The 11,709-nt window shown below is 74.1% G+C and carries 10 protein-coding genes; 5 read left to right on the top strand and 5 right to left on the bottom strand.

All coding sequences use genetic code 11. The annotated features are described in order from the left end of the window. Window positions 1–124 precede the first annotated feature (124 nt). Genes EBN88_RS11370 through EBN88_RS11355 form a run of 4 tightly spaced genes read left to right on the top strand, consistent with a single transcriptional unit; the run spans window position 125 to window position 4,413 of the window. Complete coding sequence (locus EBN88_RS11370) at window positions 125–1,711, top strand: anchored repeat ABC transporter, substrate-binding protein (RefSeq protein ID WP_122183710.1); 1,587 nt, start codon at window positions 125–127, stop codon at window positions 1,709–1,711. Between the two features lie 43 nt (window positions 1,712–1,754). After that, window positions 1,755–2,774 carry a choice-of-anchor M domain-containing protein gene (locus tag EBN88_RS11365; protein WP_122183709.1) on the top strand — a complete coding sequence of 340 codons (1,020 nt, stop codon included), beginning with the start codon at window positions 1,755–1,757 and terminating at the stop codon, window positions 2,772–2,774. Further along, the gene (locus tag EBN88_RS11360) at window positions 2,771–3,514 is read left to right on the top strand and encodes an anchored repeat-type ABC transporter ATP-binding subunit (RefSeq protein WP_122183708.1); all 744 of its coding nucleotides are present in this window, start codon (window positions 2,771–2,773) and stop codon (window positions 3,512–3,514) included. Before EBN88_RS11365 ends, EBN88_RS11360 begins: the two co-directional genes overlap by 4 nt. Further along, the gene (locus EBN88_RS11355; protein ID WP_199742323.1) at window positions 3,514–4,413 is read left to right on the top strand and encodes an anchored repeat-type ABC transporter permease subunit; all 900 of its coding nucleotides are present in this window, start codon (window positions 3,514–3,516) and stop codon (window positions 4,411–4,413) included. Before EBN88_RS11360 ends, EBN88_RS11355 begins: the two co-directional genes overlap by 1 nt. Window positions 4,414–4,498: 85 nt before the next feature. On the opposite strand, the gene EBN88_RS11350 is transcribed toward EBN88_RS11355, so the two are convergent. Continuing rightward, the gene (locus tag EBN88_RS11350; protein WP_147472708.1) at window positions 4,499–5,704 is read right to left on the bottom strand and encodes a choice-of-anchor M domain-containing protein; all 1,206 of its coding nucleotides are present in this window, start codon (window positions 5,702–5,704) and stop codon (window positions 4,499–4,501) included. Window positions 5,705–5,889: 185 nt separating this feature from the next. Between EBN88_RS11350 and EBN88_RS11345 the strand changes: the two genes are divergently transcribed. Beyond that, window positions 5,890–6,540, top strand: a complete 651-nt coding sequence (locus EBN88_RS11345) for a choice-of-anchor M domain-containing protein (protein WP_122183706.1) — start codon at window positions 5,890–5,892, stop codon at window positions 6,538–6,540. A gap of 100 nt (window positions 6,541–6,640) precedes the next feature. Here the strand turns inward: EBN88_RS11345 and EBN88_RS11340 are convergent, their stop codons facing one another. From EBN88_RS11340 to EBN88_RS11325, 4 genes are all read right to left on the bottom strand, one after another. Next, on the bottom strand, window positions 6,641–7,396 hold the full coding sequence (locus EBN88_RS11340) for a class I SAM-dependent methyltransferase (RefSeq protein ID WP_122183705.1): 756 nt from the start codon (window positions 7,394–7,396) through the stop codon (window positions 6,641–6,643). A gap of 88 nt (window positions 7,397–7,484) precedes the next feature. After that, complete coding sequence (locus tag EBN88_RS11335; RefSeq protein ID WP_233580600.1) at window positions 7,485–8,702, bottom strand: aminotransferase class V-fold PLP-dependent enzyme; 1,218 nt, start codon at window positions 8,700–8,702, stop codon at window positions 7,485–7,487. Between the two features lie 5 nt (window positions 8,703–8,707). Continuing rightward, window positions 8,708–10,027: a pyridoxal-phosphate dependent enzyme gene (locus tag EBN88_RS11330; RefSeq protein WP_122183703.1), complete on the bottom strand. Its 1,320-nt coding sequence runs from the start codon at window positions 10,025–10,027 to the stop codon at window positions 8,708–8,710. A gap of 11 nt (window positions 10,028–10,038) precedes the next feature. Beyond that, window positions 10,039–11,502 carry an alanine racemase gene (locus EBN88_RS11325; RefSeq protein ID WP_122183702.1) on the bottom strand — a complete coding sequence of 488 codons (1,464 nt, stop codon included), beginning with the start codon at window positions 11,500–11,502 and terminating at the stop codon, window positions 10,039–10,041. Between the last annotated feature and the right edge of the window lie 207 nt (window positions 11,503–11,709).

The following is an 11,709-nucleotide window of genomic DNA, read 5'->3' as shown; positions in this document are numbered from 1 at the left end:
CGGGGGGCTCCCGGCCCCGACCCGGCCGGCGCCGGCACCGCCCGCACCGAACGGGACGTCACCGAGCGGTAGGTCACCGAGCGGGACGTCACCCCATGAGATCCGACGGGAGAAGGTCATCGAGGTGAAGAGGAGGCACGGCAGGGGCGCCCGGCGCGCCCTGGCCCTGGCGGCCGCGCTGGCCGTGACGGCCGGCGGCTGCGGCCGGTTGACCACCCCGCCCGACGACGGCCGGGTCAGCGTGGTCACCACCACCGGCATCCTGGCCGACCTGGCCCGCCAGGTCGGCGGCGAGCTGGTGGACGTCGAGTCGCTGGTGCCCGAGGGCGGCGACCCGCACGCCTACGAGCCGACGCTGCGCGACGTGCGCGACATCGTCTACGCGGACGCCGCGTTCAGCAACTACCTGATGCTGGAGGAGCAGAACCTGATCCGCGCGCTGGACGCCAACCTTCCCGAGGACGTGCCCAACGTCCCGCTCGCCGAACGGGCGGCCCGCTACGCGGCCGAGATCATCCCGCTGGTGGAGAACGTCAACCTCGACACCATCTGGCTGGGCCTGCGCGTGCGGGGAACGGGCGAGGAGTTGGGGGCCACCCGCTCATCCGAGGTGCGGCTCGCGGCCACCGGCCTGGACGGGCCGGGCGAGCTGGTCGGCTATCTGACGGAGACCTTCGGGGAGCCGGCGGTGTTCTTCGACTCCTCGGACGGCTTCGACGCCGGCGACGGCTACGCGGACGACACCGCGACGCTGCCGCCGGACGCGCACACCCACATGAGCTGGGCGTTCACCGAACCGGGCGTCTACCGGCTGCGGATGGCGGCCGAGGCGGTCCCGACGCCGAGCAGCCGGCCGGTGCCGCTGAGCGAGGCCACCGTGACGTTCGCGGTCGGCGTTGATCCGCACTCCGTCCCCGGGATGGCGGGGGCGACGGTGCTGAACGAGGGCCACGCCGACATCGCGGTGGACCTCGACGGCGGCGAACGGGCCGGGGGCCTGTACCTGTACGCGGACCCGGAGGGCGGGGGGCACGCCCACCAGGAGGTCCACTCCCCCGCCGAGACGGTGATCGAGGTGCCCAACCGGGCGATCACCGAGGTGCCGGGCGACCCGAGGTTCCGGATGCTGGGGCGGGCCGGCGAGGAGATCCACCAGCTGCCGCAGGCGGTCCTGGGCCGCCATGTGCACGGGGAGATCGACCCCCATCTGTGGCAGAACGTCCGCAACGCGATGGCCTATGTCAAGATCATCCGGGACACCCTGACCGAGATCGACCCGGCCAACGCCGCCGCGTACCGCGCCAACGCCTCCGACTACCTGCGGGAGTTGGAGGACCTCGACGCCTATGTGGCCGAGACCATCGCCGAGATCCCCGCCTCCCGCCGGTATCTGGTCACCACCCACGACGCGTTCGGCTACCTCGGCGAGGCGTACGGGCTGGACATCGCCGGCTTCGTCACGCCCAACCCCGCCACCGAGCCCAGCATGGCGGAGCGCCGGCGGCTGGGCGAGGCCATCGACAACCTCTCCGTTCCCGCCGTCTTCCTGGAGCCCAACCTCCGCAGCCGCTCCAGCACCCTCACCCAGGTCGCCGAGGAGCGGGGCGTGGCGGTGTGCGTGATCTACGGCGACGCGTTCGACGAGGAGGTCACCAGCTATGTCGCGATGATGCGCGCCAACGCCGACTCGCTGCGCGACTGCCTCGGCTGAGCCGCGCGCCCCCAACTCCCCTTCTCCGCTTGAGGAATCATCCATGTCTCACCTTCCCGCGCCACCGGGCGCCTCGCTCCGGCGCGCCAGGACACTGGCGGCCCCGCTGGCCGCGCCCCCGCTGGTCGCGCTGCTGTTCGTCGCGCTGCTGGCGCCGGCCGGGCACGCCGACGAGAACGGCACCGGGTCCGGCGACGAGCTGAACCAGACCGTCGCGCCCGACGAGGAGAACGTCGACGGCCAGGCGGTGCTCGACGTGGGCCATGTGGACATCGGCCCGCGCTTCGTGGACGGCGCCTGGCGCGTCCAGGGCCGGGACGACTCCCAGGCGCCGCCGGTGTGGCGGGCGTTGACCGACGTCGCGGTCCGGGTGGTGGACGCGGCCGTCCAACAGGCGCCCGACAACCCGGACTTCGCCTTCCTGGACGCCGAGCCCGGCAGCGAGCTGTACGTCGTTCCGCAGACCCAGCACCCCGAGGTGGTCTGGCTGGGCTGGAACACCCAGGACCCCGAGGTGCTGGAGCGGGTCAACCGGGGCGTGACGCTGACGATGCACGGCGTCGAGGGCCCGGGGCATCTGGCGGTCTTCCTCCAGAACGGCGACCTGGGCGCGCCCGAGGTGCTGTGGGACGGGGACGAGGCCGGGCCACAGGAGCTGTGGGTGGACCTCAACACCCACACCCACGCCAACTGGGTCTTCACCGAACCCGGCGTCTATGTCGTCGACTTCGAGATCTCGGCGGACCTGATCACCGGCGAGAGCGTCTCGGACCGCGCGCCGCTGCGCTTCGCCGTCGGCGAGGGGACGGAGGTGGCGGACGCGTTCGCGGCGCCCACGCCCGAGGCCACGGGGCCGCCGCCGGCCGCCGAGGAGCCGGACGGGGCCGAGGCCGCCTCGGAGGGGGGCGGCGGCTCCTCGCTGTCGGCGGTGCTGCTGGTGGTGGGGGCGGTGGCCGTGGCGCTGGCGGCGGCCGTGGCGACGGTCGCGGCGCGCGGCCGGCGGGCGCGGCGGATCGCCGCCGCCTCGGGCGCCTCGGACGCCTCGGACGAGGGGGCGTCGTGACGGCGCTGGCGGTGCGCGGGCTGAACGTGGACCTCGGCGGTCGGCCGGTGCTGCGCGATGTGGAACTCACCGTCGAGGCTGGCGACTTCATGGGCCTGATCGGGCCCAACGGGGCCGGCAAGACCACCCTGCTGCGCGCGGTCCTGGGGCTGGTGCGCCCGGCCTCGGGGAGCATCCGCGTCGAGGGCGAGCCGGTGGGCCGGGTGCGGCAGCGCGTCGGCTACGTTCCCCAACGCCACGAGTTCGCCTGGGACTTCCCGATCAGCGTCGCCGACGCGGTGCTCTCCGGGCGGGTGCGCCGCATGGGATGGCTGCGCCGCGCGGGCGTCGCGGACTACCGCGCGGCGGGCGCGGCGCTGGCCCGGGTCGGGATGACGGGGCTGGCCGACCGGCCGGTGGGGCAGCTCTCCGGCGGGCAACGTCAACGGGTGCTGGTGGCCCGGGCGTTGGCGCTGCGGCCCGGCGTGCTGCTGCTGGACGAGCCGTTCACCGGTCTTGACGTGCCGACGCAGGAGCTGTTGACGGACCTGTTCGGCGAACTCGCCGGCGAGGGGCGGGCGGTGCTGATGACCACCCACGACCTGACGGCGGCACTCCACAGCTGCGGCCGGCTGTGCCTGGTCAACCGGACGGTGGTGGCCACCGGAACGCCCGACGAGCTGCGGCGGGCGGAGCCGTGGCGCGCGGCGTTCGGCATCCGGGCCGGCAGCCCGCTGTTGGCCGCGCTGGGGGTCAACTGATGCTGACACCTCAGGAGTTCGTGGCCGACCTGTTCAACCCGGCGCTGTCCTTCCTGCCCAGGGCGCTGCTGGTGGCGCTGCTCTCGGCGGCGGTCTGCGGGGTCATCGGCTGCTATGTGGTGCTGCGCGGGATGGCGTTCATCGGGGACGCGGTGGCCCACGCCGTCTTCCCCGGCCTCGCGGTGGCCTTCGTGGTCGGGGGCAACCTGGTGCTGGGCGGCGCGGTGGCCGGGGTGCTGACGGCGGTGGCCGTCGCGGTCTTCTCCCAGAACCGGCGGCTGCGCGAGGACAGCGTGATCGGCGTCTTCTTCGTCGCCGCCTTCGCGCTGGGCATCGTGATCATCAGCCGCTCGCCGGGCTACTCGGGCTCGTTGCAGCAGTTCCTCTTCGGCTCGATCACCGGCATCCCCGACGAGGACGTGGTGGTGGTCGCGGTCGCGACGGTGGGGCTGCTGCTGGTGGCGTTCCTGTTCCACAAGGAGTTCGTGGCCGTCACCCTGGACCGGGAGTCGGCGCGGGCACTGGGCCTGCCGGTGTTCGCGCTGGACCTGGCGCTGTATGTGATGGTCTCGGTCGCTGTGGTCATCTCGGTGCGGACCATCGGCAACATCCTGGTGCTGGCCCTGCTCGTCACCCCGGCCGCGACGGCGCGGCTGCTGACGGACCGGCTGGGCGTGATGATGCTGCTGGCGCCGCTGGTCGGGGGCGGCTCGGCGCTGGTCGGGCTCTATCTGTCGTGGAGCGTGGACCTGCCGACGGGCGGGACCATCGTGCTGGTCGCCACGGGATTCTTCCTGGTGGCGTGGGCACTGGCGCCGCGTCACGGGCTGATCGCCCGCGTGGCCGGGCGGCGGCGTGGCCGCCGCCCGGCGATGGAGGCGGCCACGCCGCCGCCGTGACGGGGAGCCGTCGCCGCGACGACCCCGGCGCACGGCTCCCCCGTGGTTGTCGTCGTGAGCCCGTGAAGATCCGAACGGACACGGCCTAGCCGACGGTCGTGCCGGCGCGTCGGCGGGAGAGCAGCACCAGCGCCGCTCCGGCGGATGCCGCCAGCAGGCCGCCGGCGGCCAGCGGCACGAGTGCGGGGCCCAACCCGCCGCCGGTGGTGGCGAGTTCGCCGGAGCGGCGGTCGGTTGCTCCTTCGGCGGTGCCGCCGCCCGGGTCACCGGGCACGCCGGACCCGTCGAACTCGCCCGCCTCCCCCGGCCGTTCGGGCTCGCCCACGTCTCCGGGCCCCTCCTGCCCACCCGTTCCGCCCGAACCTCCCGAGCCGCCGGACCCACCCGAGTGGCCGGGCTCGCCGGGGTCACCGGGGGCACCGGGCCCGTCAGAGTTCCCCGAACCCTCCGACTCGCCCGGCTCCTCGGGCCCACTCGATCCCCCTGACTCGCCGCCGGACCCGCCGGACCCGCCGGGCTCGCCCGGTTCGCCGGGGTCGTCCGGCTCCTCAGGAGCCGGGAGTTCCACGTCGTCGGGGTCGATGTCGTCGCCGACGACGGCGGTCAACGTGCCGGCGTCGGCGACCCGTTCGCCCGTCGGCAGCGTCGCGCTCAGCTCCAGGCGGAGGCGGTAGACGCCCTCCTCCGTGAAGAACCACAGCGGGTGGGCGTGCACGCCCGGCCGCAACGCGACCGCGCCCGGTTCGGGCAGCGTGCCGTCGATGTCGATGCCGACCACCGTGCCCAGCTCGGCGTCGTCCCGCCACTGGCCGAGGAAGAAGCCCTTCGGGCCCTCGACGCCGGTGAAGGCGGCCGTGATCGGGGAGTTGACCGCGTCCGGCGGCACGCCCTCCGTGTTCCAGCCGGGCCACAGCAGGCCGGGGGCGTAGGTGACGGAGTGGTCGACCCAGATCGTCTCCCCCGGCCGCCCCAGCCGTTCGGGCACCCGGCCGGCCGCCGACTCCGGTATCTCCCAGGCGTGTTGGGCGTCGAAGTGCAGGATGACGTCGTTGGGCTCCCGCCAGACCTCCCGCCCGGGGACCGTGCCGTCCTTGATCTGGAAGTCCCACGCGCCGTTCTCGTCGAGCCGGACCGCGAGGTCCAGGTGGCCCCCGTCGAGCACGGCCCGCTCCCGTTCGGCGCCGTCGTCGGCCGACGCCGGGGCGGGCGTGGCCGCCAGCAGCAGCCCGCCCGCCGCCAGGGCGCCGGCCGCCAACGGAACCCGCGGGCCCCTCCGCGTTCGCAGTGACATCTCCCAGCCCTCCAGCCGTAGTTGACAATGGTTCCCATCTCTATCAGCTGTCGAACCGTGCCCCCACCCACATCCCGCTGTGACATGAGCCACGCGTGATCGATCTTGCCCGGGCTTTTTGAAAATGATTATCGTCTTTCGAGTCGGCACACCATGACTCTCCATCAACCAAGCGAGGTAGCGACATGACCGTTTCGCGCAGATCCCTGACCGTTGTCGGCGGGCTGGCCGCCGCGCTCTCCTGCGCCTCCCTGGCCACGGCCTCGGCCGCCGCGCCGACGGTGCTCTCCACCGGCCATGTGGACGTCGTGGGCGTGGAGTTGACGGACGGCGCCTTCCAGGTGCACGTCCACGACGAGGCGAGCGGCGTGGAGTACGACCCGGCCGACGTCGTCCTCCAGGCGCTGCCGGGCTCCGCCTACACCGTGCCGGGCGGCGGCTGCCACGACTTCCTGGGCGCGCCGGGGGACACCGTCTACCGCCTGCCGCAGACCCAGAACCCGGAGCTGCTCTGGGCCGGCCTGTCGGCGCACATCGACGACGGGGTGCTGGCGGGGGACGCGTTCACCCTCTCCCTGGAGAGCGTGACCGGACCGGGTGACGTCTCCGTCTACCAGGACGGTCTGTGCGCCGCCGACGCGCGGTTCTTCGACAGCGGTGACGGGATCGACGGCGCCGACGTCGCCGAACTCGACGCCCACAGCCACGTCCACGCCAACTGGGCGTTCACCGAACCGGGCAGCTACACCGTCTCGTTCACCGTCAGCGGCACCCTGGCCGACGGGAGCGCGGTGCCCGCCGTGACGGAGGACTTCACCTTCAGCGTCGCCGAGTAGGCGTCCCGCTCTCTCGCCCCCTCCCCCGCCCCCGGCGTCGGTCTCCGGCGCCGGGGGTCTCCCGTGGGAGATCCCGGAACGAGCCCGCGCGCTGGCGGGCTCAGGCGAAGGCGACCAGGACGCGGCTCTCGCCGTACTGCCAGACGCAGGTGACCGAGCGGAAGCCGGCGGCGCGCAGCAGCCGGGCGTGGGCGGCGAAGGTCAGGGCGTTGCCCGGGGACGTCGCCGGCCGGCGGCGGGCGCGCTCCGCGAAGGCGTGGGCCAGCTCGGGGTCCTCGGCCGCCTCGCGCCACCAGGACGCCCAGTCCGGCTCGTCGCCGGCCAGGGTCCGCGCCATCCGGCGCCGCCCCAGATGGGCGGCCAGCCCGGGGCCGGCCGGGCCGCCGGCCGGGAAGTGGTCGGCGTTGACCAACACGCCTCCGGGCCGCAGGAGTTGGGCGAGATGACGGTAGATCAGGGCGAGGGTGTCCTCGCCCAGGCAGTGCAGGGCGGTGGCGGTGAGGACGGCGTCGGGGGCGCGGTCCAGGCGGAGCGCCTCGACCCAGCCGGCCGCGCCGAGTTCGACCTCCACATAGCGGGCGGCCTCCGCCCGGTGGGTGCGGGCCAGCTCCAACAGCAGCGGGTCGCGGTCCACGGCGACGATCTCGGCGTGTGGCAGCCGCCCGGCGACGCGGGCGGCCAGGGAGCCGGGCCCGCAGCCCAGGTCGAGCAGGAGCGGGCGCGCCACGTCCCGGGTCGCGTACTCGGCCACGTCGGCGAGCACGGCGAACCGCTCCTCGCGGTGGATCGCGTACCGCCGCTGCTGACGTTCCCAGCGGTCGACCCAGTACTCGGCCGTCGCCATGCTCACACCCATCGGAACGCGCCACCTCCGCCGTCGTTCGGTGTCCGACAGGCGCACACCCTACATGGGGATGGTTTTCATCTGCGCTGCGGTGGGCCGTTCAGTCGAGGGTGGCGAGCACGGCCAGCAGGCCGTCGATCTCCTCCGGGGTGTTGTGGACGTGGAGGCTGACCCGGACGGCGGCGTCGCGCGGGTCGTCGGGGTCGACGCCGGCCCGGCACAGGCCGTCGGCGCGGACCAGGAAGCCGTGGCTGTGCAGGACGAACCCCAGGTCGTTGGAGCTGAGGTCGCGGTGCCGGAACGAGACGATGCCGCGCCGGCGTTGCGCGGTGGCGTCGGCGGCGAGGCTGAGCTGGCAACCCAGCACCTCGTACTGGGGCAGGTGCCGCAGCCCCTCGGTGAGGCGGGCCGCCAGGGCGACGGTCCACCGTTCGATCCGGCCCACGTCGGCCGCCGTCAGCCAGTCGAGCGCGGCGCCCAGGCTGATCAGGCCGACGGTGTTGGGGGTGCCACTCCAGCCGCCGGGGCGGAACGCCGGGCCACGCCGGTCGCGGGCCCAGACCGCGCCGGTGCCGGGCAGCGCGAGGGCCTTGTGGCCGGAGAACACCAGGAAGTCCACGTCGAGTTCGGCCAGCGAGATCGGCAGGTGGCCCACGCTCTGCGCCGCGTCCAGGCAGATCGGCACGTCGGGGCCGACGGCGGCGCGCAGGCGGTGGACGTTCATGTCGCCGCCCAGGACGTGGTGCACATGGGTCGCGGCGACGAACCGGGTGCGGGGGCCGACGAGTTGGGGCAGCGCCCGGTGGTCGTAGTCGCCGGAGGACGCCTGGTAGGGCAGCGGCCGGACCGCGACCCGCACGCCGGCGCGGGCCAGCCGCTCCCGCGCTTCGTGCCAGGGCACCAGGTTGGCCTGGTGGTCCTCGAACGGGACCAGGATCTCATCGCCGTCGGCGAGTTGGGGCGCCAGCCAGTCGAGGGCGATCGCGCGCAGGCCCTCGGTGGTGCCGCTGACGAAGTGGACGGAGGAACGGTCGGGTTCGGGGTCGCCGAGGAACGCCCTGGTCCTCTCGCGCACCGCCTCCAGCGCGGCGGTCGTCGCGTTGGCCCAGGGGTAGGTGCCGCGCCCGGCGTTGGCGTTGCCGGTCACCAGGTACTCCTGGACGGCGTCCAGGACGGCGCGCGGCTTCTGGGTGGTGGCGGCGCTGTCCAGGTAGGCCAGCCCGGGGTGGTTGGCGAGGATGGGGAACTGGGCGCGTAACCCGTCCTGCCAGGAGCGCAGTTCGGCCAGCTCCCGGGTCGGCTCGTCGTCGTCGCTCAAGTCGTTCACTCCCGTACCAGGGGCGCGCCGGCGTCGCGCCAGGCGACGACGCCGCCGGCCAGGCTGCGGACGTCGGGGTGGCCCATGCGGGTCAGCAGGGCGGCGAACCTGGCGGACTTCTCACCGACCGGGCAGACCAGCAGCACGGGTTGGCGGCGGCTGAACGGCAGCCCGCCGTGGACCTGTTGCTCGAACAGCTCGTCCACCAGGTTGAGCGAGCCCTCGATGTGCAGCGCGGCGTAGGCGTGGGAGCCGCGCAGGTCGATGACCAGCGGGCGTTCCTCCTCGATCCACCGCCGGGCCGCCTCCACGTCCACGGCGTGGACGGCGGCCAGTTCGGCCTCGGTCACGGTGGCCGGGGAGTTGCGGTGCGGGGCCCGGCCGAGCAGCTCGGGGCGCCGGCGCCGGACATAGCCGAGATAGCTCTCCACCCGGTCGCAGGCGATGAACACGGCCGTCGTGCGTTCGGGGCGCGTTCCGTCCAGGGCCCGCAGGTGGCGGACGGCGCCCCGGTAGGCGGCGCCGCTGGTCGGGCCGGCGAGCAGGCCGCAGCGGCGGTTGAGTTCCACCATGCCGTCGATGGCCTCGTCGGCGGTGACGGCCTCGATGGCGTCGTAGGTGGCGGGGTCGAAGAGGCCGACCTCGTTGACCTCGTCGATGGTGCGGATGCCGGGGATGAAGTCCGACTTGGCGGCGACCAGGCCCAACACCCCGACGTTCGGGTCGTGTTCGCGCAGCACGCGGGCGACGCCCGAGGAGGAGCCGGCGGTGCCCACGCAGGCCACGAACCAGTCGGGGGCCCGGCAGCCGAGGTCCTTGACGATCTCGGGCCCGGTGCCGGTGGCGTGCGCCTCGGTGTTGCGCGGGTTGAAGTACTGGTCGGTGTGGAGGTGGGCCGAGTCGTCCTCGGCCAGGGCGCGGTGGAACTGGGTCAGCGGGTCGTCGGTGTCGGTGGGGTCGAGGCACTCGCTGCGGCCCGGCAGTTCCTCGATCCGCGCGCCCAGCAACAGCAGCAGCTCGCGCAGCTCGGGGACGCGCATCCGGTTGGTGACGCTGCGGAACGTCAGGCCGTGCAGGCCGGCGAGCGCGGCCAGCGCCTTGGCGGTGTTCCCGCTGGACAGCTCCACGACCTCCGCCCGTTCGGCGACGGCCGCGTCCAGGCCGGGCCGCAGCATGTTCCAGGCGGCGCGGTCCTTGACCGAGCCGAACGGGTTGAGCATCTCCAGCTTCGCGTAGAGGTCGACGGTGCGCAGCCCGTGCACGGCGGGGTCGATGCGCACCAGCGGCGTGTTGCCGATGGCCTCGGTGATGTCGTCGTATCTCATGCCTCTCCGCTTCAGCGCGTGGTCGGCCAGTACTGCTCGTCCAGGGACCACCAGCGGGTCCCGTCGTCGCGTCGGCCCACCGCGACCCTGCGGGCGCCCGGGCGCAGTTGGGCGCGGTGGGCGCGGAAGTCCATGCAGTAGCCGGCGGTGTTGGCGAAGGCGACCAGGTCGCCACGGTCGGGCAGCCGGGGCAGGAAGACGAGGCGGCGGGTCACCAGGTCGGCCTCCAGGCAGAGGTCGCCGACGAGATAGACGCCGACGGCCGGGCCGTTCCCGTGGCCGTTACCGTTCCCGTGGCCGGCGCGCGGCACCAGCAACGGGTCGGTCAGCACGCCGTGTTCCTCCAGACTGACGTCGGCGGCGGTCATGGCCAGCCGCACCAGGTGGGCGCCGTCCTCGGTGGCGCGGACGTCGACGACCCGGGCGAGGGACAGGCCGGCCTGGTCGACCAGGGCCCGGCCGGGCTCGATCCACAGGTCGTGCAGGTGCTCCAGCAGCAGGTCGGCGAGGGTGCGGCCGAGGGTGGGGGCGGGCGTGGACAGCAGCGCGTCGAGATAGCCGGGGCCGGCGACCGGCCGGTGCGCGGGGTAGAGGGACAGCCGGCCGCGCGCGGTGCCGCCCTCGTTCCGCAGGCCGTAGCCGTGGCCGCGCCAGGTCAGCGGGGGGCGCCGGCCGAGGACGGCCTGGGTCAACTCGGTGGTGTAGCGCTCCCACTGCTCGCCGTCGGCGAGATAGCTGGTGCCGAAGCCGCCCCCGATGTCCACCACCCGGGGCGCCAGCCCGCGCCGCCTGGCCTCGTCCAGCACCCGCACGCAGCTCTCCAGGGCCAGCGCCTTCTCGTTGAGGTCCGTGGTGTCCAGGTGGTAGGCCACGCCGAGCAACTCGACGGCGTCCGCCTCCCGTTCCACGACGTCCAGCAGCTCGCCGACCTCGCCGACCGGCGTGCCGAACCGGCTGCGCCGGGCCAGCAGGTGCACGCCTCCGTCGGAGGCGAAGGCGGACAGCCGCAGCAGCACCCGCGCCCTGGGCAGGCCCTCGGCGCGCACCAGGCGCACCAGGTCGGCGAGTTCGGCGGGGGCGTCGACGTGGACGGTCGCCCCGGCGCGGGCGGCCAGCCACAGGAACGCGGGGTTCTTGGGGCCGGTGGCCACCACCCGCTCGGGCGCGAAGCCCGAACCCAGCGCGTGCGACAGCTCGTTGACCGAGGCCGCGTCGAGGCCGGCCTCGGTGGCGGCCAGCCGGCGGACCAGCGCGCTGGAGCCGTTCGCCTTGTGCGCGAAGCAGATCCGGCCGCCGAGCCGGTGCCGCCGGTAGACGGCGCGGAACGCGGCGACGTTGGCCGCGACGACCTCGGGAAGCACCAGGTGGAGCGGGGAGCCGAGCGCCTCGACAAGGTCATGGAGGTGGCCCGGGTCGTCGAGCAACTCCCGCAGGGGCGGCTCCAGTCGAGGCTCCAGGAACAAGGGTGCACCCATCAACAGACAGTCCTCCCCACTACGGCGACGGCAACCCCCGCCCGACGCGCCCGAGTTGCCCCCACGACAGCCCTGATAATCATTTCCGCCTGGGCACGATTCACGCACCGGGAGCGAAGGGGGGCGCATCGCGCCCCCGACGGCGCGAACGCGCCGGGCGGGGGGCGGGGCGCTTCCGCCAGAGCGGGACCCCACTCCCGGTCGTCG

It is taken from the genome of Streptomyces triticirhizae, assembly GCF_003696235.1.
Taxonomy (GTDB): Bacteria; Actinomycetota; Actinomycetes; order Streptomycetales; family Streptomycetaceae; genus Streptomyces; species Streptomyces triticirhizae.
This window is presented reverse-complemented; position numbering and strand designations above follow the sequence as displayed.